23 protein-coding genes are annotated in these 20321 nt (G+C 76.2%); 5 read left to right on the top strand and 18 right to left on the bottom strand.

Translation table 11 applies throughout. The annotated features are described in order from the left end of the window. Positions 1 to 870: a 1,4-dihydroxy-2-naphthoate polyprenyltransferase gene (locus BD833_RS03390; protein ID WP_166531738.1), complete on the top strand. Its 870-nt coding sequence runs from the start codon at positions 1 to 3 to the stop codon at positions 868 to 870. Between the two features lie 10 nt (positions 871 to 880). On the opposite strand, the gene BD833_RS03385 is transcribed toward BD833_RS03390, so the two are convergent. Together BD833_RS03385 and BD833_RS03380 are read right to left on the bottom strand one after the other, a co-directional pair. Next, entirely contained in the window at positions 881 to 1204 is a 324-nt protein-coding gene (locus tag BD833_RS03385; RefSeq protein WP_166531737.1) for a DUF4229 domain-containing protein, read from the bottom strand. Further along, positions 1197 to 1625: an Lrp/AsnC family transcriptional regulator gene (locus tag BD833_RS03380; protein WP_243737424.1), complete on the bottom strand. Its 429-nt coding sequence runs from the start codon at positions 1623 to 1625 to the stop codon at positions 1197 to 1199. Before BD833_RS03380 ends, BD833_RS03385 begins: the two co-directional genes overlap by 8 nt. A gap of 108 nt (positions 1626 to 1733) precedes the next feature. Here BD833_RS03380 and BD833_RS03375 point away from each other — a divergent pair, with 108 nt between their 5' ends. Continuing rightward, positions 1734 to 1946, top strand: a complete 213-nt coding sequence (locus BD833_RS03375; RefSeq protein WP_166531736.1) for a hypothetical protein — start codon at positions 1734 to 1736, stop codon at positions 1944 to 1946. Between the two features lie 55 nt (positions 1947 to 2001). Here BD833_RS03375 and BD833_RS03370 read toward each other — a convergent pair whose 3' ends face one another. The 15 genes from BD833_RS03370 to BD833_RS03300 form a co-directional block, all read right to left on the bottom strand. Further along, complete coding sequence (locus tag BD833_RS03370; protein WP_166531735.1) at positions 2002 to 2292, bottom strand: hypothetical protein; 291 nt, start codon at positions 2290 to 2292, stop codon at positions 2002 to 2004. A gap of 128 nt (positions 2293 to 2420) precedes the next feature. Next, a complete protein-coding gene (gene ccsB / locus BD833_RS03365) occupies positions 2421 to 3359 on the bottom strand; it encodes a c-type cytochrome biogenesis protein CcsB (RefSeq protein ID WP_166531734.1) in 939 nt (312 codons plus the stop codon). Beyond that, entirely contained in the window at positions 3352 to 4977 is a 1626-nt protein-coding gene (gene resB, locus BD833_RS03360; RefSeq protein WP_166531733.1) for a cytochrome c biogenesis protein ResB, read from the bottom strand. The genes ccsB and resB overlap by 8 nt, the downstream gene beginning before the upstream one ends. Further along, the gene (locus BD833_RS03355) at positions 4974 to 5807 is read right to left on the bottom strand and encodes a cytochrome c biogenesis CcdA family protein (protein WP_166531732.1); all 834 of its coding nucleotides are present in this window, start codon (positions 5805 to 5807) and stop codon (positions 4974 to 4976) included. Before BD833_RS03355 ends, resB begins: the two co-directional genes overlap by 4 nt. Position 5808: 1 nt before the next feature. After that, positions 5809 to 6384 (bottom strand): TlpA family protein disulfide reductase, encoded by a 576-nt coding sequence (locus BD833_RS03350; RefSeq protein WP_166531731.1) that lies wholly within the window; start codon positions 6382 to 6384, stop codon positions 5809 to 5811. Continuing rightward, positions 6381 to 7016, bottom strand: coding sequence for a histidine phosphatase family protein (locus BD833_RS03345; protein WP_166531730.1), 636 nt, complete (start codon positions 7014 to 7016; stop codon positions 6381 to 6383). The genes BD833_RS03350 and BD833_RS03345 overlap by 4 nt, the downstream gene beginning before the upstream one ends. Continuing rightward, positions 7013 to 8380: a glutamate-1-semialdehyde 2,1-aminomutase gene (gene hemL / locus BD833_RS03340; protein WP_166531729.1), complete on the bottom strand. Its 1368-nt coding sequence runs from the start codon at positions 8378 to 8380 to the stop codon at positions 7013 to 7015. Before hemL ends, BD833_RS03345 begins: the two co-directional genes overlap by 4 nt. Then, positions 8377 to 8826: a hypothetical protein gene (locus BD833_RS03335; RefSeq protein WP_166531728.1), complete on the bottom strand. Its 450-nt coding sequence runs from the start codon at positions 8824 to 8826 to the stop codon at positions 8377 to 8379. The genes hemL and BD833_RS03335 overlap by 4 nt, the downstream gene beginning before the upstream one ends. A gap of 15 nt (positions 8827 to 8841) precedes the next feature. Then, the gene (gene hemB / locus BD833_RS03330) at positions 8842 to 9867 is read right to left on the bottom strand and encodes a porphobilinogen synthase (protein WP_243737423.1); all 1026 of its coding nucleotides are present in this window, start codon (positions 9865 to 9867) and stop codon (positions 8842 to 8844) included. Further along, positions 9864 to 11408, bottom strand: coding sequence for a uroporphyrinogen-III synthase (locus BD833_RS03325; RefSeq protein WP_166531727.1), 1545 nt, complete (start codon positions 11406 to 11408; stop codon positions 9864 to 9866). The genes hemB and BD833_RS03325 overlap by 4 nt, the downstream gene beginning before the upstream one ends. Positions 11409 to 11499: 91 nt before the next feature. Continuing rightward, a complete protein-coding gene (hemC, locus tag BD833_RS03320) occupies positions 11500 to 12492 on the bottom strand; it encodes a hydroxymethylbilane synthase (protein ID WP_166531726.1) in 993 nt (330 codons plus the stop codon). Then, positions 12489 to 13841, bottom strand: a complete 1353-nt coding sequence (locus BD833_RS03315; protein WP_166531725.1) for a glutamyl-tRNA reductase — start codon at positions 13839 to 13841, stop codon at positions 12489 to 12491. The genes hemC and BD833_RS03315 overlap by 4 nt, the downstream gene beginning before the upstream one ends. Next, complete coding sequence (locus BD833_RS03310; protein ID WP_166531724.1) at positions 13838 to 14500, bottom strand: redox-sensing transcriptional repressor Rex; 663 nt, start codon at positions 14498 to 14500, stop codon at positions 13838 to 13840. Before BD833_RS03310 ends, BD833_RS03315 begins: the two co-directional genes overlap by 4 nt. Positions 14501 to 14750: 250 nt before the next feature. Next, complete coding sequence (locus BD833_RS03305) at positions 14751 to 14996, bottom strand: glutaredoxin family protein (protein ID WP_166531723.1); 246 nt, start codon at positions 14994 to 14996, stop codon at positions 14751 to 14753. Beyond that, positions 14989 to 16644: an AMP-binding protein gene (locus BD833_RS03300; RefSeq protein WP_243737422.1), complete on the bottom strand. Its 1656-nt coding sequence runs from the start codon at positions 16642 to 16644 to the stop codon at positions 14989 to 14991. Before BD833_RS03300 ends, BD833_RS03305 begins: the two co-directional genes overlap by 8 nt. Positions 16645 to 16836: 192 nt before the next feature. Here BD833_RS03300 and BD833_RS03295 point away from each other — a divergent pair, with 192 nt between their 5' ends. The 3 genes from BD833_RS03295 to BD833_RS03285 all read left to right on the top strand — a co-directional run bounded on the left by BD833_RS03295 (position 16837) and on the right by BD833_RS03285 (position 19877). After that, complete coding sequence (locus BD833_RS03295) at positions 16837 to 17571, top strand: sigma-70 family RNA polymerase sigma factor (RefSeq protein WP_166531721.1); 735 nt, start codon at positions 16837 to 16839, stop codon at positions 17569 to 17571. Between the two features lie 99 nt (positions 17572 to 17670). Further along, positions 17671 to 18843: a DUF5667 domain-containing protein gene (locus BD833_RS03290; protein ID WP_166531720.1), complete on the top strand. Its 1173-nt coding sequence runs from the start codon at positions 17671 to 17673 to the stop codon at positions 18841 to 18843. Between the two features lie 113 nt (positions 18844 to 18956). After that, a complete protein-coding gene (locus BD833_RS03285; RefSeq protein WP_208092311.1) occupies positions 18957 to 19877 on the top strand; it encodes an HAD family hydrolase in 921 nt (306 codons plus the stop codon). Here BD833_RS03285 and BD833_RS03280 read toward each other — a convergent pair. Next, complete coding sequence (locus BD833_RS03280) at positions 19868 to 20320, bottom strand: hypothetical protein (protein WP_166531719.1); 453 nt, start codon at positions 20318 to 20320, stop codon at positions 19868 to 19870. The genes BD833_RS03285 and BD833_RS03280 overlap by 10 nt on opposite strands. Position 20321 lies beyond the last annotated feature (1 nt).

The following is a 20321-nucleotide window of genomic DNA, read 5'->3' as shown; positions in this document are numbered from 1 at the left end:
ATGGCCACCCCCGCGCAGTGGCTGGCCGGCGCCCGCCCGCGCACCCTGCCGGCGGCGCTCGCGCCGGTGCTCGTCGGCACCGGCGCCGCCGCCGCGCTCGACGGCTTCCGGCTCGTGCCGGCGCTGCTGGCCCTGCTCGTCGCCCTGGCGCTGCAGGTGGCGGTGAACTACGCCAACGACTACTCCGACGGCCGCCGCGGCACCGACGCCGACCGGGTCGGGCCGATGCGGCTGGTCGGCTCCGGCGCCGCCACCCCGCGGCAGGTGCTCGTCGCCGCCCTGGCGTCGTTCGCGGTCGCGGGAGTGGCCGGGCTGGCGCTGGCGGCCCTGTCCAGCTGGTGGCTGGTCGCCGTCGGGGCGGTCTGCATCGCCGCGGCCTGGACCTACACCGGCGGGCCACTGCCCTACGGCTACCGGGCGCTGGGCGAGGTGTTCGTCTTCGTCTTCTTCGGCCTGGTCGCCGTCGTCGGGACGACGTACGCGCAGACCGGCACGCTGCCGGGGCTGGCCTTCGCGGTCTCGGTGCCGATCGGCCTGCTGATCGTGGCGATCCTGGTCGTGAACAACCTGCGCGACATCGAGGGCGACGGCCGGGTGGGCAAGCGGACGCTCGCGGTGCTGCTGGGCGACCGCGCCACCCGGGTGGCCTTCGCGGCGCTCCTCGTCGTGCCGTTCGTGGTGATCGCCGCGGTCGGGCTCGCCCGGCCGTGGGCCCTGCTGGGGCTGGCCGCCGCGCCGCTGGCCCTCGGGCCGGTGCGCACCGTGCTCTCCGGTGGCCGCGGTCCGGCGCTGATCGGGGCGCTGGCCGGCACCGGGCTGCTCACCCTGGTCACCGGCGTGCTGCTCGCCGCCGGGCTGGCGCTGAGCTGAGGGAGGGCGGCTAGGCCGTCTCGCCGCTGAGCCGGTTGCGCAGGTCCTCCTTGGCCGCGCGGCGGGCGACGCTGCGGGCCGCGAGCGCCTCGGTGAGCCGGTCGCGCGAGGGCCGCAGCAGCAGGTAGGACGCCGGCATCGACAGCAGCAGACCGAGCAGCAGGCCGGTGACACTGTCCAGCCCGGCCCACCACAGGATGAGCACCAGCGCGGCCGCGATCGCGAACCGGCCGACGGTGTACAGCACCAGCCAGGGCAGGATCTTCGGCGGCGTCGCCGCGCCACCCGCCGGGCCCACTGGCGTTCCGCCGGCGGTCTGGTCCTGATCAGCCATGACGGCCCTCCCACTTGGTCGAGAGAACGACCGTCGTCCTCGTCCGTGCGACCCCTCTGATCCGGTTCAACGCGTCGATGGTGCGTTCGAGTGCCGGGATGTCGGTCACGCGCACCTTGAGCACGTACCCCTCGCTCCCGGCCACCCGCCAGCAGTCCTCCACCGCGGGCAGCGCCCGCAGCTCCTCCTGCACGCCGGGGTCGTCGACCGCGTCGCTCTCGATGACGCTCACCAGCGCGGTGACCAGCAGCCCCACCGCCGCGGGGTCGACGACGGCGCGGTAGCCGGTGATGACCCCGGCCGCCTCCAGCTTGCCCACCCGCTCGTGCACGGCGGGGGACGACAGGCCGACCTGCCGGGCGAGTTCGGCGTAGCTGGCCCGCCCGTTGGCGCGCAGCAGGTCGATCAGCTGCCGGTCCACGGCGTCGATGGTCGTTCTCCGTCCTGCCCCGGGACGCCGGGGAGATCCGATCGTCGGCACCGAGTATCGCTGCGGACGTACGCTGGTCGGTGACGAGGGGGTGGGACCATGGTGTTCCTGGTGGTGCTCGTGATGGCGGTCGTGGTCGTGGCCCTGGTGGTGCGCGCCGCGGCGAACTCGGGGCCGGACGGGCGGGCGCAGCGTGCGCCGCGCCCGCAGCGGCCGCGCGGCCCGGTGCAGTTCGTGGCGCCCGACGACGATCCGGAGTTCCTGCGGGAGCTCGAGCGCCGGGCGCGCCGGGACGACGGCTCGCCCGCGTAGCGGCGCGGGAAGCCCGCCGCCGCCCCGCCCAGGGGCGGTGGACGGGCGCTCCCGATCAGGCGGCGGGCGCCGACCCGAACAGCCGGCGCCAGCCCCGTCGTGGCTGCGCCGGCTCGTCATCGGCGGTGTCCTGCTCCCCGCCCGGCCGGCGGTCCTGCTCCCCGCCCGGCCAGCCCAGGCCGCCGCCCTCCCGGTCGGGCTCGCCCGGCCAGCCGAGGTCGCCCTTCTCCCCCGCTGCCCGCGGGCTCTCGCGGTGGGTGCCGGCGGCCTCCGCCGTGCGAGCGGCGAGCGCCTCCGCGACGAGGGGGTGCGACGCGGCTCCGTCGACCGCCGTGTGCCTACCCACGCCGCGCCTCCCGGCGGGCGCACGCCCTGATCGTCAGCTCCATGGGGGCATGGAAGCACGCCCCTCCGACATCCGTCAGCGCACCTGGCCCGGACGGGGGATCCCCGGCGGCGGCGCCGTCGGACGGCTCAGACCCCGCCGTAGCTGTGCAGGCCGGTGGACACCATGTTGACGTAGAGCAGGTTGAACAGGACCACCGCGAAGCCGACCACGTTGACCCACGCGGCCGGGCGGCCGCGCCAGCCGGCCGTCGTCCGGGCGTGCAGGTAGCCGGCGTAGACGACCCAGGAGATGAACATCCAGGTCTCCTTGGGGTCCCAGCCCCAGAAGCGGCCCCACGCGCTCTCCGCCCAGATCGCCCCCGCGATCATGGCGAAGGTGTAGATCGGGAAGCCGAACACCGCGGTGCGGTGGGCCAGCCGGTCCAGGCTCTCGCCGGAGGGCAGCCGGGAGAGGATCCCGGTGTCGGCTCCCGGCGCCGAGGCGCTCCGGCGGGTCCGGGCCAGGTACAGCGCGCTGGCGATCCCGCTGACCAGGAAGATCCCCGACCCCAGGATGGCACTGGTGACGTGCACCGCGAGCCAGCTCGAGCGCAGCGCGGCGACCAGGGGGCCGGCCTCGGCGTACAGGAACAGGCCGATGCCGACCATGGCGAGGATGACCGGCCCGAGGACGAACACCCCGATGTGGCGCAGCCCGGGTGCGCGCACCGCCAGCACGACGTAGGCGACGACGGCGACCAGCACGACCGCGGTCGCGAACTCGTACATGTTGCCCCACGGCAGCCGGCCGGTGGCCATCCCGCGGGCGACGAGCACTCCGGCGTGGGCGAGCACGCCGAGGACCGTCAGCCCCATGCCGAGGAGGCCCCAGCGGTTGCCGCCGGAGGGCGCGGCCTCCAGCGGCGGCTCGACGACCGGTCCGCCGGCACCGACGAGCTCGCGGTCCCGGGCCCGGCGCCGGCCGAACGCCAGCTGTGCGCAGAACGCGAGCAGCGCCACCGAGTAGAGCGCGACGCTGACGGAGAACAGGGTGTCCGACAGCTCGGCCAGGGCGGAGTCAGTCACGCGGGGGGACCTCCGGATCGGATGCGGTGCGGGCGGGAGCCGCGCTGGCGAGCGCGGTGCGCAGGTCGTCGGTCAGGAGGGCGAACCGCGAGCCGCTCTCGCCGCCGCCCCGCGTGAGCGAGGCCAGCGAGAGCACGGTACCGCCGTCGCCGGCCCCGGGGTCGGCCCGGGCGAAGACCCGCTCGCGGCGGAGCAGGAGCATGCCCAGCAGGCCGGCGAGCAGGGTGATCGCCGCGGCGAGCACCCACACCTGACCGGGGTCGTGCGAGAGCTGCATGGCGGCGAACTCCTTGACCCCGCTGAAGGTGATGCGGGTGCCGTCGGGCAGGTCCATCGTCTCGCCCACCGCGAGGTTCGCCGAGCCCACCTCGGTGAGCCGGCCACGCTCGATCTGGCTGGCGTCCAGGGAGTACACCGACTGCGGCAGCCCGGAGTCCAGGCCGAGGTAGCCCGAGAACGCCTGGAGGGCCACCTGCGGGGCCAGCGGTCGCGGATCGACCGAGGTCAGCAGGCCGCCCTGCATCGACCCGGTCGGTGCGAAGAACCCGCGGAGGGCGAGCTGCTCCTCCCGGCCGGGGATGTCGGGCAGCTTGAGCGCGCCCTCGCTGGCCAGCGTCTGCTGGTCGCTGGGCAGGAAGGGGGCGCAGACCTCCTCGAACGACGTCCCGCCCGGGACCTCCACGGTGAAGCACGGGGTGAAGCCGTGGCCGGTGACGTAGACGCGGTCGCCGTCGAGCCGCAGCGGGTCGTTGACCCCGATGGTCGTCGGTCGGCCCTCGGCCGACGGCTCCCCGTAGCGGATGTCGGCGGTGAACGAGGCAGCGGTCAGGTTCTCCTCGTACTCGGCGGTGAACTGCTCGAGGTCGACGCACAGCGGGCTGAGGTCACCGCTGTCGACCAGCGGCCCGGCCGAGTAGGTGTCGTACTGCTGGAACGAGTTGCAGAAGCCCTGGCCCTCGGTGACCAGGATGCTCCCCTCGTAGCCCCAGAGCTTGCCGCCGGCCAGGGCCAGCAGCAGGGCGAGCAGGGAGAGGTGGAAGACCAGGTTCCCGGTCTCCTTGAGGTGGCCCTTCTCGGCGGACAGCTCCGGCCCGCGCACGCCCTCGCGGCGCTCGACGCGGTACCGGCGCACCCGCAGCTCCTCCTCGACGACGTCGAGGGCGGCGGCCGGAGCCGCCGGCACCCGCAGCTCGGTGGAGTCGGGCAGCCGGAGCAGGTTCCGCGGCGCGGGCGGCGGCGGGGTGCGCAGCGCACGGGCGTGCTCCAGCGCCCGCGGCACGACGCAGCCGATCAGGGAGATGAACAGCAGCAGGTAGACGGCGGCGAACCACGGGGAGCTGAAGACGTCGAAGAGGTACAGCCGGTCCAGCCACGGCCCCAGGTCGGGGTGGTCGGCGAGGTACTGCCGCACGTTGTTCTGCGACAGCGACCGCTGCGGCAGCAGCGAGCCGGGCACGGCGGCCAGGGCCAGCAGGAACAGCAGCACGATCGCGGTGCGCATCGCGGTGAGCCGCCGCCACTGGCGCAGGAGCAGCGCGCGCAGGCGGCGGCCGGCCGACGGGCCGGCGGGCGGGGGCGGTGGGGCGGCGGCCGCCTGGCGCGGGGCCGTGGTCGTCACAGCGCGGACTCCCCGAACCCGGTGGCGGCCAGCCACGAGCGCAGCCAGCCCATCATCTCGGTCCACGCGCCGGTGACCAGGAGCAGCCCGACGACGACCAGCACCGCACCACCGAAGCGGGTGACCGCCTGCGCGTGCCGGCGCAGGAAGGTCGTCGCCCCCACGGCCCAGCGGGCACCCAGCGCGACCAGGACGAACGGCACCCCCAGGCCGAGGCAGTAGGCGACCGACAGCAGCGCCCCCCGCCCGGCAGTGGCCTCGACGAAGGCCAGGCCCTGGACGGCGCCGAGGGTCGGCCCCATGCACGGTGTCCACCCCAGGGCGAACACCATGCCGAGCAGGGGCGCGCCGGCCAGCCCGACCGCCGGCCGCGCCGACAGCCGCGCCGTGCGCTGCAGGAACGGCACCCGGCCCAGGAACGCCAGGCCGATCACGATCGTCACCACGCCCATGAGCCGGGTGATCAGGTCGTTGTGCACGAGCAGGAGCCGGCCCAGCCCGCCGAACAGTGCGCCGAAGGCCACGAAGACGGCCGTGAAGCCCAGCACGAACAGGACGGCGCCCAGGACCATGCGCCCCCGCGGCGGACGTTCGTCGACGACCGGCGGCGCGACCGTGGTGGCGCCACCGCCGCCGTCCGCGGAGCGGGCCGGCGGGGGCGCCGGCGTACGCGTCCCGCTGCCCACGAGGCCGGTGACGTAGGACAGGTAGCCGGGCACCAGGGGCAGCACGCACGGCGAGGCGAAGCTGATCAGCCCGACCAGCGCCGACACCGCAGCCGCCACGAGCAGCGGCCCGTCGGTGACCAGGTCGGCGAAGGTCTCCCCCACGTCAGGCCCCCTCGGCCAGCAGGAGGTCCAGCGTGGCGCGCAGGTCCTCCTGGGACACCTCGGCGGTGTAGACGGCCGCCACCCGGCCCTGCCGGTCCAGCATGATCGTGGACGGGATGGCGTTGGCCGGGTAGTCGCGGAACGCCAGGGCCACCTCGCCACGAGGGTCGTGCAGCGAGGGGAACTCGATGCCGAAGTTGTCGACGAACGCCTGCGCGAACTGCTCGTCGGTCTCCTTGACGTTGATGCCGAGGAACTGCACGCCCTGGTCCCGCACGTCGGCGTAGACCTCCTGGAACTCCGGCGTCTCCACCCGGCAGGGCGGGCACCAGGAGCCCCAGAAGTTGATCACCGAGACGTCGCCGTCGAGCGCGGTCGAGGAGAACGGCTCCCCGTCCAGCAGGTTCCCGGAGAACTCCGGGGCCGACGCACGCTCCTCCGGGGGGATGACCTCGCCGCGCGGGGTGCCCGCGACGTAGCGGAACTCGCCGCCGTTGTTGACGTCGACGGCGTCGGACCCGGTCGAGCACCCGGTCAGCAGGGCCCCGGCCAGCAGGGCGAGCGCGGCCCTCCTCATGCCCCGGGCACCGCGTCGGGATCGGTCGCACCGGCCGGCTCCGCGTAGCCGACGCCCGCGAACCGGTCGCCCTCGTAGGTCAGCGAGGTCACGCTGGCCAGCGAGCACTGCCGGCGGCGGGGGTCGTGCACGAAGCGGCGCCCCTCGACGTGCAGCCGGGTGGTCCAGATGGGCAGCTGGTGGCTCACCAGCACCGCCTCGTGCCCGCGGGCGGCGTCCCGCGCGGCCTCGACGGCGGCGATCATCCGCGCGGCGATCTCCACGTACGGCTCGCCCCAGGACGGCTGGAACGGGTTGCGCAGCCGCCACCAGTTCCGGGGCGCCCGGAACACCCCGCCGGAGCCGCCGACGACCCGGCCCTCGAACGCGTTGCCCGCCTCGATGATCCGGTCGTCGATGGTCACCTCGAGGCCGGTCGCCTCGGCGAGGGGGCGCATGGTCTGCTGCGCCCGCTCCAGGGGGCTGGACACCAGGTGGGTGACGTCGTGCCCGGCGAACCACTCCGCGGCGCGGTGGGCCATGGCCTCACCGGCCTCGGACAGCCGGTAGCCGGGCAGCCGGCCGTAGAGGACGCCCTGCGGGTTGTGCACCTCGCCGTGGCGGAGCAGGTGGACGACGGTCGTCTCGGTCATGAGGACCGCTCGCTCTCCAGGGCGCCGGTGCGGTGGGTCTCGACCTCCGCGGCGGCCCGGGCCGCGGCGGGGAGCGCCTCCAGCACCAGGTCGAGCGCCGGGCCGGAGAGCGCGGCGTTGACGAACCAGGACTCGAACGCCGACGGCGGCAGGTAGACCCCGCGGGCGAGCAGCGCGTGGAAGAACGCGGTGTAGCGGGCGACGTCCTGGGTGCGGGCGTCGTCGAAGTCGCGCACCTGCCGCTCGTCGGGCACGAAGAAGATGGAGAACATGCTGCCGGCCTGCTGCACCCGGTGCGGCACCCCGGCGGCGAACAGCGCCGCGCTGGCCGCACCGCGCAGGACGGCGGACGCCTCGTCGCAGCGGGCGTAGACCTCGTCGGTGCACTGGCGCAGCGTCGCGAGCCCCGCCGCGACCGCCACCGGGTTCCCCGACAGCGTGCCGGCCTGGTACACCGGCCCGCTCGGGGCGAGGTGCTCCATCAGGTCGGCCCGGCCGCCGAACGCCGCGGCGGGCAGCCCGCCGCCCATGACCTTGCCGAAGGTGAACAGGTCGGCGTCGACCGGGTCCAGGCCGTACCAGCCCGACGGAGAGACGCGGAAGCCGGTCATCACCTCGTCGAGCACCAGCAGCGCGCCGTGCTCGGCGGTGATCCGCCGCAGCTGCGCGTTGAACCCGTCCAGCGGCGGGACGACGCCCATGTTGCCCGGCGCCGCCTCGCTGATGACCGCGGCGATCTGCGCGCCGCGCTCGGCGAAGACCGCCTCGACGGCGGCGACGTCGTTGTAGGGCAGCACGATCGTGTCCGCGGCGGCACCGGTGGTCACGCCGGGGGTGTCGGGGAGCCCGAGGGTGGCGACGCCGGAGCCGGCCGCGGCGAGCAGCGCGTCGACGTGGCCGTGGTAGCAGCCGGCGAACTTGACCAGCAGCGGGCGGCCGGTGACGCCGCGGGCCAGCCGGACCGCCGACAGCACCGCCTCGGTGCCCGAGTTGACCAGCCGCACCCGCTCCACCGGCGCGACCCGGCGTCGGATCTCCTCGGCGAGGTCGAGCTCGCCCTCCGTGGGCGCCCCGAAGGAGAGCCCGCGGCGGGCGGCGGTCGCGACCGCCTCGACGACGGCGGGGTGCGCGTGGCCGAGGATCATCGGGCCCCACGAGCTGACCAGGTCGACGTAGCGACGGCCGTCGGCGTCGGTGAGCCACGGGCCGGACCCCTCCACCATGAAGCGCGGGGTGCCACCGACGGCGCGGAACGCGCGGACCGGCGAGTTCACCCCGCCCGGGGTGATCCCCCGGCCACGGTCGAAGAGGCCGGCCGACACCGGCGCCTCGTAGGGGTAGGGCGGGCGGTCCGACGAGGTCACGGCTCCAGTGTCCCTCGCGGATCGAGCAGAGCGGCCCGCAGGGCCGAGGGATCGCGTGTGGGAACCAGCACGGTGCGCCCGTCGGCCAGCCGCAGGGGCAGTCCGGTGCGGCCGCGCGGCAGCGACCAGCCGCCGCCCAGGACCGGCGCTCCGGCGTCGGCACCGGAGCGCACGGCCCGCAGGTGGTCCAGGTCCACGTCGGCGAGCGGCACCCGCTCCCGGCCGACGGTCAGCGCTCCCTCGTCGACCCGGACGGTCCACACCCGGCGCGCCGACAGGCAGCCGATCGCGACGACGCCGAGCACCCCGACGAGGGCGACGGCCCAGACCACGGGCGGCACGTCCGGGCCCGGCAGCAGCAGGTCCCAGACGCCAAAGAGCCCGAGGACCCCGGCGACCGTCCAGAACGGCCGCCAGGAGCCCCCGGGCTCGACGTACGGGTCCACGACCTCGCTGCCCGTCTAGCGGGAGAGCAGCCGCGCGGCCTCGACCGCCCAGTAGGTGAGCACCTGGCCGGCGCCGGCCCGGCGGATGGCGGTCAGCGTCTCCAGGATGGCCCGCTCGCGGTCGATCCAGCCGTTGGCGGCGGCCGCTTCGACCATCGCGTACTCGCCGCTGACCTGGTACGCGCTCACCGGCACCTGCACGGCCGCGGCGACCTTCGCGACGATGTCCAGGTAGGGCAGGGCGGGCTTCACCATGACGGCGTCCGCACCCTCGGCGAGGTCCTGGGCGACCTCGCGCAGCGCCTCGTCGGCGTTCGGCGGGTCCATCTGGTAGGTCGAGCGGTCGCCGAACTGCGGGGCGCCCTCGGCGGCCTCGCGGAACGGGCCGTAGAAACCCGAGGCGTACTTGGCCGCGTAGGCCAGGATCGGCACCTCGGTGAACGCGGTGCTGTCCAGCCCGGCGCGGATTGCCGCGACCTGGCCGTCCATCATCCCGCTGGGGGCGATGACGTGGGCGCCGGCCTGCGCCTGCGCGATCGCGACCGCGGCGTAGCGGTCCAGCGTGGGGTCGTTGTCGACGACGCCTGCAGGGGTCACCACCCCGCAGTGCCCGTGGTCGGTGTACTCGCACAGGCAGAGGTCGGCCATGAGCACCAGCTCGTCGCCCAGGTCGCTCCGCAGCTGCTGCAGCGCCACGTTGACGATGCCGTCGGCGGCGTCGGCCTGGGAGCCGACGGCGTCCTTCTCCGCGGGGATGCCGAAGAGCATCAGCCCGCCGATGCCCGCCTCGGCCGCCTCGTGCGCGGCCTTCCGGAGCGAGTCCGGCGAGTGCTGGACGACGCCGGGCATCGAGCCGATCGGCACCGGCTCGGCGATGCCCTCCTTGACGAAGACCGGCAGCACCAGGTCGGCCGGGGCCACCCGGGTCTGCGCGGTCAGCCGCCGCAGCGCGGGCGTCGACCGCAGCCGGCGCCCGCGCGCGAAGCCGGGGTTCGCGCCCTGCGCCTGACCCGCCCCGCCACCCCGACCGATAGAGGTCACTTGCCCTCGCCGTCCTCCGCCTCGCGCAGCGACAGCGCGTACTCGGCCAGCGCGTCGACCAGCGGCGCGACGGCGGCCGTCTCCGGCTGCACGTCGACGCGCAGGCCGAACTCCTGGGCGCTGGCCGCCGTCGCCGGGCCGATCACCGCGACCACGGTCTTGGCGTGCGGCTTGCCCGCGATGCCGACCAGGTTCCGCACGGTGCTGGAGGAGGTGAAGCAGACGGCGTCGAAGCCACCGCCCTTGATCGCCTCGCGCACCGACGCGGCCGGCGGCGCGGCGCGCACGGTCCGGTAGGCGGTGACGTCGTCGATCTCCCAGCCCCGCTCGACCAGGCCGGCGGCCAGGGTCTCGGTGGCGATGTCCGCCCGCGGCAGGAGCACCCGGTCGATCGGGTCGAAGACGTCGTCGTAGGGCGGGAAGTCGGCCAGCAGCCCCTGGCTGGACTGCTCACCGGTCGGCACGAGCTCCGGCTGGATGCCGAAGTCGCGCACGGCCTCGGCGGTCTGCTCGCCGACGCAGGCGACCTTGACCCCGGCGAAGGCGCGGGCGTCCAGGCCCAGCTCGACGAACTTCTCGCGGACCGCCTTCACCGCGTTGACGGAGGTGAACACGATCCAGCCGTAGCGGCCGGTGACCAGGCCCTTGACCGCGCGGTCCATCTGGGCCGGGCTGCGCGGCGGCTCGACCGCGATCGTCGGCACCTCGACCGGCACGGCACCGTAGGCCCGCAGCCGGTCGCTCATCTCGCCGGCCTGGTCCTTGGTGCGCGGCACCAGGACCCGCCAGCCGAACAGCGGGCGGCTCTCCCACCACGACATGCGGGCCCGCTTGTCGACGGCGGCACCGACGGTGGCCACCACCGCCCCGCTCAGCGGGTCCAGCCCGGCGGTCTTCTCCGCGATCGCCGACAGCTTGGCGACGATGCTCTTCTGCCCGGTGCCCGAGCCCCCGGTCGTCACGACCACCGGAGTGCTGCCCGACAGGCCGCCCTCGACCAGCCGGACCGCCGCGTCGGGGAGCTCCTCGGCGGTGCCCTGGAGCACCAGGGTGCCGCCGGCGCTGCTGACGACGCCGGCCAGCGCGGTGACGTCCACGCCGCTGCGCAGGTCCGTCGTCACCGAGGTGCTGCCCATGGCGACACCGGCGAACGCCGGGACGGCGGTGGCGGTGGCGACGCCGGGCACCACGTCGAAGGGCACCGAGGTGCGGCCGACGGCGAGCACCTCCTTGACCACCGCGTCGGCGGTGTAGGGGTCACCGCTGACCAGCCGCACGACGACCGCGCCGTTCTTCGCGGCGGCGACGGCGCCCTTGGCGACGTCGGCGGGCTCGCCGGACACGGGGGTCAGCTCGGCCGCGGGGTTGGCCTCGCGGACGGCCTCCTGCACGGCGGGCGGGACGTCGGCGTCGACGAGGACCACCGCCGCCTCGGCCAGCGCCGCGGTGGCCCGGGCGGTCAGCATGCCGGGGTCACCGGGACCGGCGCCCACGAACACGACCCGGCCGGACTGGCCTGCGGTCTTGCGGAAGCGCGTCATCGCGTGCTCCTGATCCTGGCCCGACTGCGTCGGGCATCTGGTCTGGCCCGAAGTGCTCGGGCGTCTGATGGGGTCTGGGGGGAGGCGGGGCTCATCGACCGGCTGCCATGAGCGCGGCCGCGCCCCGGTCGAGCAGGTCGGCGGCCAGGGCCCGGCCGAGCGCCGCGGCGTCGGCCGGCGGGCCGGTGAGCGAGCCGCGGACGGAGTCGCTGCCGTCGAGGGCGGTCACCGACGCGCGCAGGAACAGCTCGGGGCCGGCCTCGCCCTCGGCCACCTCCGCGTAGGCGGCGACCGGTGCGCTGCAGCCGGCCTCCAGGGTGGCCAGCGTGCTGCGCTCGGCCACCACGCAGGCGCGGGTCGGGGTGTCCTCGAGCCGGCCGAGCAGCTCCCGGGTGCGGGCGTCGCTGCTCCGGCACTCCACGGCCAGGGCGCCCTGGGCGGGAGCGGGGAGCACCTGGAGCGGATCGAGGGTCTCGGTGATCCGGTCGGTGTGCCCGATCCGGCTCAGCCCGGCGCGCGCCAGCACGACGGCGTCGAGGTCACCGGGGCCCTCCAGGCCGGCCAGCCCGCGCACCCGGCCCAGCCGGGTGTCGACGTTGCCCCGGATCGGCACGATGTCCAGCCCGAGGCCGAGCGCCCGCAGCTGGGCCACCCGGCGGGGCGCGCCGGTCCCGATCCGCGAGCCGGGCGGCAGCTCCCCGAGGGTGAGCCCGTCGCGGGCCACGAGGGCGTCGCGCGGGTCCTCGCGCACCGGCACCGCCGCGAGGCTGAGCCCCGGCGCCGGTGCGGTCGGGAGGTCCTTGTAGCTGTGCACCGCGAGGTCCACCTCGCCGTCGGTCAGGGCCCGGCGGATGGCGGTCACGAACACCCCGGTGCTGCCCATCTGCGCGATGGTGGCCGACGACCGGTCGCCCTCGGTGCTGATGAGGACGAGCTCGACCGGCACTCCGGTCGCGGCGGTCAGCGCGTCGGCGACGGCCTGCGACTGGGTGCGGGCCAGCACGCTGGCGCGGGTGCCCAGCCGCAGCGGGACCGGGCTCCCCGCGGTGCCGGCCGGGGTGGCCGCCGCGTGGATGGCGGTCATGACGCACCTCCGTGCCGGTCGGGGTCGACGGTCACCGCATCGGCCAGCCGGCCGGCCCCGGGGGTGACGTCGGCGTCGATGCCCAGGCCGAACAGCGCCCGGAGGGCACCGGCGTAGTCGGTGCCGCCCGGGGTGGCCGCCAGCTCCTTCACCCGCACCGTCGGCTCGTGCAGCAGCTTGTCGACGACCCGGCGCACGGTCCGGGCGATCTCCGCGCGGGCGCGGACGTCCAGGTCGGGCAGCCGGCCGGCCAGCCGGAGGAGCTCGGCGTCGACCACCTCGGCGGCCTGGCTGCGCAGCGCGGAGACCGTCGGCCCGACCTCGGCGGCCTGGCGCTCGGCACGCAGCAGCGCCGTCTCGGCCTCGATCATGGCGCGCGCGGCGGAGATGTCGTCGGCGGCGACCGGACCGGCCGGGGAGTCCGCGTCGGTGCGCTCGCCCTGCAGCAGCGCCAGGTCGACGACGTGCACGCCCGGCAGGCCGGCCACCCCGGGGTCGACGTCGCGGGGCAGCGCCAGGTCGATGACCACCAGCGGCCGGTCGGCGCGGCCGGCCATCGCGGCGGAGACCACGTCGGTGCCCACGACCAGCCCGGTGGCGCCGGTGCAGGTCAGCAGCACGTCGGCGCCGGCCAGCTCGCGGCCCATGTCGGCCATCGGTGCCGGCCGGCCGCCGACCGCGGTGGCGAGCCGCTGCGCCGAGGCCTCGGTGCGGCTGCTGACGACGACGTCGGCGCCGCGGCGGGCCAGCGTGGTCGCGGCCAGCGCACCCATCGAGCCCGCGCCGACGACCAGCACCGGGCGGCCGGCGAGGGCACCGATCCGCGCCTCGGCGCGGTCGAGGGCGACCGAGACGAGCGAGGCACCGGCCCGGTCGATCCCGGTCTCGGAGTGCACCCGCTTGCCCACCCGCAGGGCGCGCTGGGCGACCGGGTGGAGCGCGCGGCCGACCGTGCCCTGCTCGCGGGCGAGGGCGTAGGCCGCCCGCAGCTGACCGAGCACCTGGGTCTCGCCGACGACCATCGAGTCGAGCCCGGCGGCCACGGTGAACAGGTGGGCGACGGCCTGGTCCTCGTAGTGGACGGTGACGTAGGGCGAGAGCTCCTCCACCGTGGCGCCGGCCTGGCGGGCCAGCACCCGGCTCACGTCGGTGACGCCGCCGTGGAACCGCTCCACCTCGGCGAACACCTCGACCCGGTTGCACGTCGCCAGCACGAGGGCCTCGGTGACGTGGTCGCTGTCGAGCAGCTCGTGCAGCGCCTTGACCCGGTCGTCGGCGTCCATCGCGAACTGCTCGAGCAGCGCGACCGGTGCGGTCTGGTGGCTCACGCCCACCGCGAGGAGGGTCACGCCGACACCTCCCCGGCGGGCACGGCCCGCTGCTGCCCGAGGAAGGCCAGCACCTGCAGCTCCACGGACAGGTCGACCTGGCGGACGTCGACCCCCGGGGGCGGCGTGAGCGTCACGGGGGCGAAGTTGAGGATGCTGCGCACCCCGGCGGCGCACAGCCGGTCGCAGACCTGCTGCGCGACCTCGGCCGGGGTGGCGATGACGCCGATGGCGACCGCCGTCCCGGCGACGGTCTCCTCCAGCTCGGCCATGGGCTGCACGGCGAGGCCGCCGATGCGCTGGCCGATCCGCTCCGGGGCGGCGTCGAACAGGCCGGTGAACCGGAACCCGCGGCTGCCGAAGCCGGCGTAGTCGGCCAGCGCGGTGCCGAGGTTGCCGATCCCCACCAGGACGCACGCGCGGGACCGCTCGGCGCCGAGGACGCGGGCGATCCGCTCGCGCAGCGCACGCACCTCGTAGCCGACGCCGCGCACCCCGCAGGAGCCCAGGTGGGAGAGGTCCTTGCGCAGGCCGGCGGGGTTGACTCCGGCGGCCGAGGCGAGCTCACCGGAGGAGACGGTGGTCCGGCCGCCGTCGGCGAAGCTGGTGAGCACCCGCAGGTACACGGCCAGACGAGCGACGGTGGCCTCCGGGATGGTCCGGGGCCGCGGCTGGATCACGGGGCACTCCACTGCGGTCGCGCCCGGGGCCCGGCGGGCGCCGGGGCGGAGCTGCGACATCGGGACGCGGGCGACGATCGCCCGCGAACGCCACGGTAACCGCTTGTGAACGCAGGAACAAAGTCGCCGACGGGCCGACGGGCCGCTGACCGGCCCCCTTCGGGTGGCGCTGTGGTGGACACCACGGTAACCACCGGCTCCCGGCCCCTCCGCAGGGCCCCCGCGGGGGGCGGTGCCGGCGCGGCCCGGGTCAGCGGAGGCCGAGGTCCCGCCGGAGCCGGGGCACGTCGAGGGTGAAGTAGGAGTGCTCCTGCCCGTCGAGCAGCAGCACCGGCACGCGGTCGCCGTACTCGGCCTGCAGCTCGGGATCGGTGTCGACGTCGACCTCCCGCACCTCCAGGCCGGCCTCCGCGGCGATCGGTGCCAGCTGCTCGGCGGCGGTCAGGCAGAGGTGGCAGCCGGCCCGGCCGAGCAGCTGCAGCCGCGGCTCAGCCATCCGCCGGCCCACCCGCCCCGGCCGGCACCGGGTCCTCGACCCCGGTCAGCCCGAGCTCGCGCAGCCGGGCCCGGCTCACCTTGCCGGTGAGCGAGTGCGGCAGCGACGGCAGGAAGTGCACCGACGTCGGCACCTTGTACCGGGCCAGCGACGCCGCGGCGTGCTCCTGCAGCTCCGCCACCGGGAGCTGCGCCCCCGGCGCCACGACGACGACTGCCCGCACCGCCGCACCGGTGCGCGGATCCGGCACCCCGATCACCGCGCTCTCCAGGACGGCCGGGTGCTGGTCGAGGACCCGCTCCACCTCCGCCGGGTAGACGTTGAAGCCGCTCACCAGGATCAGGTCGCTGCGCCGGTCGACCAGGTGGAGGTCGCCGTCGGCGTCGCGGTAGGCCAGGTCGCCGGTGCGCAGCCAGCCGTCGGCCCCCGGCCCGTCGGCGCCGTCGGGCCAGTAGCCGGAGAAGAGGTTCGGGCCGCGCACCCAGATCTCGCCCGGCCCCTCGTCCGAGCCGTCGTGGGAGTCGTCGTCGTGGGTGTCGTCGGTGGCCTGCTCGGAGGCCCGGTCCGGGGCGTCGCCGTCGGCCGGTTCCGAGCCGGCGGGCCGCTCGTCGCCCGGACCGTCCGAGGCGGGCGCCCCGACGGTGGCGGTGTCCCGGAGCACCAGCTCCAGCCCCGGCACCGGGCCGCCGATGCACGCCGGCTTGGCGCGCCCGGTGGCGAGCGTGCTGGCCACCACCGGCGCGGCCTCGGTCAGGCCGTAGCCCTCCCAGACGGTCACGGCCGCCCGCTCGCGCATCGCCGTCCAGACGTCCTCGGGGAGCGGGGCGGCGCCGGCCGAGGCCACCCGGACGGCGGCGAAGCCGCGGCGCAGCTCGGCGTCGCTGCCGGCGGCGTCCGCGGCGGCCAGCCACGCCTGGTACATCGGCGGCGCGCCCGGCACGGCGGTGACGTGCTCCTCGGCCATGACCGCCAGCGAGCCGCGGGGGTCGAAGCTCTCCTGCAGCACCGCGCACGCGCCGGTGGCGGCCACCAGCCCGAAGCCGGCGTTGAGCCCGTAGACGTGGAACAGCGGCAGCACCAGCAGCACCCGGTCGTCGCGGCGCACCGGCAGCGGCGTCATCGCCAGGCACTGCTCCTGGTTCGCGCGCAAGGCTCCGGAGGTGAGCATGGCGCCGCGCGGCCGGCCGGTGGTGCCGCTGGTGTAGCAGAGGAAGGCCAGGGCGTCGTCGTCGTCGGGCACCCCGGCCGCGGGGCCGTCCCCCTCCGGTGGTCCCGGGCAGACCGGCACGCCGGCCAGCTCCGCCCGCGGCGACGGGGCCACGAGGAGGACCGCCCCGGAGTCGGTGAGCACGTGCTCCAGCTCGGGATCGGTGTAGGCGGTGTTGACCGGGACGACGACGAGGCCCGCCCGCAGCCCACCGAGCACCGCCCGCAGCCACGCCAGCCCGTTCGGCAGCTGGACGGCGACCCGCTCCCCCGGGGTCAGCCCCCGCTCGGCGTACCCGGCGGCGACCCGGTCGGCCTCGGCGTCCAGCTCCCCCCAGGTCAGCCGGCGGTCGGCGGTCACCACCGCCGCGGAGTCCGGGTCGCGCTGCGCGGCCGCGCGGACCAGCGCGGCCAGCGAGAGGCCTGCCTCGGACACTGACATCTCCTGTCGTCGGAAGCGGCGCCAGCCGCCCCGACGCGCGCGCAGGGGCGCACCCGGGCAGGCTGCCGTGGACGGGCTGGAGCGATGTTGTCACCATGGGGCCAGCGCCGCAGCCGCGCGCGCCGCTCCGGCGTGCGCGGCGTTCGAGCACGGTCCAGGCACGGCGGGCCGACGAGGAGGTCGATCGCCCGCATGCCGCACCCGCTGGATGCCGAGCGGTCCACCGGCGCGCCCGCCCGGCCCACCCCGTTCCCGCGCGCGAGCGCGGAGGCGCTGCGGGCGCCCGCTGCCGCCGCCGTCCCGCTGCCCGGGGCGGCCCGGCCGGAGCCGGACGAGCTGCCCGCCGGGCTGGTCGCCGAGCTGGCCGCGGCCCGCCCCGCCCACGTGGACGTCTGGCAGCTGGTCCGGCGCGCCCAGGCCGGCGACGCGGAGGCGTTCGGCCACCTCTACGACCACTACGTGACGCTGGTGCACCGGTACGTCTACCACCGGGTGGGCGACCGGGCCACGGCCGAGGACGTGACCAGCGAGACCTTCGTGCGCGCGCTGCGCCGGATCGACTCGCTGTCCTTCCAGGGCCGGGACGTCGGCGCCTGGCTGGTCACGATCGCGCGCAACATCGTCCGCGACCAGGTCAAGAGCAGCCGGTTCCGCCTCGAGATCAGCACGGCCGACATGCGGGACGCCGACCGAGCCACCGACGGGCCCGAGGACGCCGTCCTCCAGCACCTCACCAACGAGCAGCTGCTGGCCTGCGTCCGGCAGCTGGGGAGCGAGCAGCAGGAGTGCATCGTGCTGCGCTTCCTGCAGGGTCTGTCCGTCGCCGAGACTGCCGAGATCATGGGCAAGAAGGAAGGCGCGATCAAGGCGCTGCAGCACCGGGCGATCCGGCGGCTGGCCGGGCTGCTGCCCGACGGGCTGCGGTGAGCCGGGCGGGCGCACGCGTAACCGGCCGACCGGTCGGTCGTTGATCAGGTACGGGCCGTCCGGCACGGACGGACACGGCGCGAGGACGGGAGGGCACGGGTGACCGGGCACGGCGACGCGTCCCCCTCCGGTCCGCTGGCCGTCCGCGATCGCGAGGACTCGGTCGTCACGCGCCTCCAGCTGCTCGGCGACCAACTCGACGGCGCCCCCGACCCGGCCTACCACGCGCGGGCCCGTGCCCGCCTGGTCGCCATGGCCGCCGTGCGCACCCCCGGGCCGGCCCGCGCCCCGCTGCGCGAGCGGCTGCTCGCCGTCCGGGCCGTCGACCGGGCGCCGTCGCGCTGGCGGGGCCGGCTGACCGCCGCGCTGGCCGGCGCGGCCGTCGGCGTCACCGGTCTGGCGGCGCTGGTCGCCGTGGCCGCGGGCGCCCAGCCCGGTGACCCGCTCTACGACCTCAAGCGCGGCACGGAGCAGACCCAGCTCGCCCTCGCCGGCGACAGCCGCGGCCGGACGCTGCTCGAGCTCGCCAGCACCCGCCTGGACGAGCTGGAGGAGCTCGCCGCCGACGGCCCGGTGGCGCTGGTCGCCCAGACGCTGCGGACGATGGACGAGCACACGGCCGAGGGCGCCGCGCTGCTCACCGGGCTCGCCGTCCGGACCGGGGACGCGATGGTCCTCGACGCGCTCGCCCGGTGGACCGGCGGGCAGTCCGCCCAGCTGGACGCGCTGGGGCCCGGGGTCCCGGTCGACGCCGCGGCCGCCTACGCCGACTCGACCGGCCTGCTGCGGGCGCTGACCGTGCGCGCCTCGGGCCTGCGGATCGCGCTGCAGTGCTCCTCGGGCCCGGCCACGGTCGGCGACGACGACCTCGGGCCGGTGCCCGGCCTCTGCCTCGCCGACCTCCCGCCGGCCGCACCGTCACCGGCTCCGGCTCCGGCTCCGGCACCGGCACCGGTCGCCCCGGAGGTGACCCCGGCCCCCGACCCGGCGACGCCGCCGTCCGCGGGCCCCGGGACGCCTGCTCCCCCGGTCGCCGTGCCCGACGGGCCGGCCGATCCCGGGCAGGGTGCTGCGCCCACCGAGGCCGCCACGCCGCCGTCCGTGGTCCCCCCGGCGCCGGACGGCAGGCTCGTGCCGACCCTCCCGCCGGTGCCGCAGCCCGGCGGTCCGGGAGCGTCCACGGGCACGCCCCCGCGCCCACCGGTCATCACCGTGCCGCTGCCCGGCCCCGTCCGGATCTGCCTGCCACCGCTGGCCATCGGACGGTGCTGACCACGACCTGACCCGGCCCGTGGCTGCGGCTAGGGTCGGGAGCGCCGCTGCCCGGCCGCCTCGCGGCGGACCGGGACGGCGGATCGATACCGAGCGAGGGCAGGGAGGTCGCCGTGCCGCGACTGTCGGTGCGCGGCCGCCGGGGCGCAGGAGCCCAGGCGGGTCCCGACGAGGAGACGCGGGCGCACGTCGCCGGCGCCGCGTCGGCCGCCGCCGCCGAGGTGGCCGCGCCGGCGATCGCCGAACCCGACCTCGCCGCGGCGGCGTTCTTCGACGTCGACAACACGATGATGATGGGCGCCTCGCTCTTCTGGTTCGCCCGCGGACTGGCGGCACGCAAGTACCTCTCCAGCCGCGACATCGCCCGCTTCGCCTGGCAGCAGGCCAAGTTCCGCATCGCCGGCAACGAGAGCGCCGACGACATGCACACCATCCGCGAGAACGCGCTGGCGTTCGTCGCCGGGCGGGAGGTGTCGGAGATCGCGCAGGCCGGCGAGGAGATCTACGACGAGCTGATGGCCGACCGGATCTGGTCGGGCACCCGCGCGCTGGCCCAGAAGCACCTCGACGCCGGGCAGCGGGTGTGGCTGGTCACCGCGACGCCGGTGGAGCTGGCCTCGATCATCGCGCAGCGGCTCGGGCTGACCGGCGCCCTGGGCACGGTCTCCGAGATCGTCGACGGCCGGTACACCGGGCGGCTGGTCGGTGAGCTCATGCACGGCCCGGCCAAGGCCGAGGCGGTGCTGGCCCTCGCCGAGCGCGAGGGCCTGGACCTGTCCCGCTGCACGGCCTACAGCGACTCCGCGAACGACCTGCCGATGCTCTCGCTGACCGGGACGGCGGTGGCGGTCAATCCCGACACCGAGCTGCGCGCCGTCGCCCGGGCCCGCGGCTGGACCATTCGCGACTACCGCATCGGCCGGAAGGCGGCGCGGGTCGGCGTCCCGACGGTCGCGGCCGCGGCGCTGTCGGGCGGGCTCGTCGGCGGGGCCGTGGCCCTGCGCCGGCGCAACAAGCTCCCCTTCTACAGCTGAGCGGGGAGCCGGGAGCGGAAGACCGCGTCGTGCGGACCCACCGGCGCATCGCGCAGGTCGGCGACGAAGAAGGCGAGGAACCCGCTGTCCGGCCCGGCCGACCGGAGCAGCTCCCGCCACGACTCCAGGTTCGGGTGCGCCAGGTGCGCGGCCGCCTCGGCGGGGGCCAGCAGGTCGACCGCCCGCTGGAGCTCCGCCGCGGTCAGCCGGAAGGTCGCCGTCCGGCCCCGGTAGCCGCAGACGTGCCCCAGGACGGCGGCGGACAGCAGCGCGGCGTGGCCGGGGCCGTTCAGCCGGCCGAAGGCCAGGTCGGCGCCGTCGAGCCGGGCGACGGCGAAGGCGGCGGGTACCGCGTAGCCCGGCGTTCGCCGGGCGAAGTCCGCCGTGGCGGCCGCCAGCTCCTCGCGGGTCCGCCACTGCGCGGCCGGTTCGCCCCCAGCCACC

It is taken from the genome of Blastococcus xanthinilyticus, assembly GCF_008124835.1.
In the GTDB taxonomy this organism is placed as follows: Bacteria; Actinomycetota; Actinomycetes; order Mycobacteriales; family Geodermatophilaceae; genus Blastococcus; species Blastococcus xanthinilyticus.
Note: the sequence above shows the minus strand (reverse complement) of the source record. Positions and strands in the feature narration are given on the sequence as shown.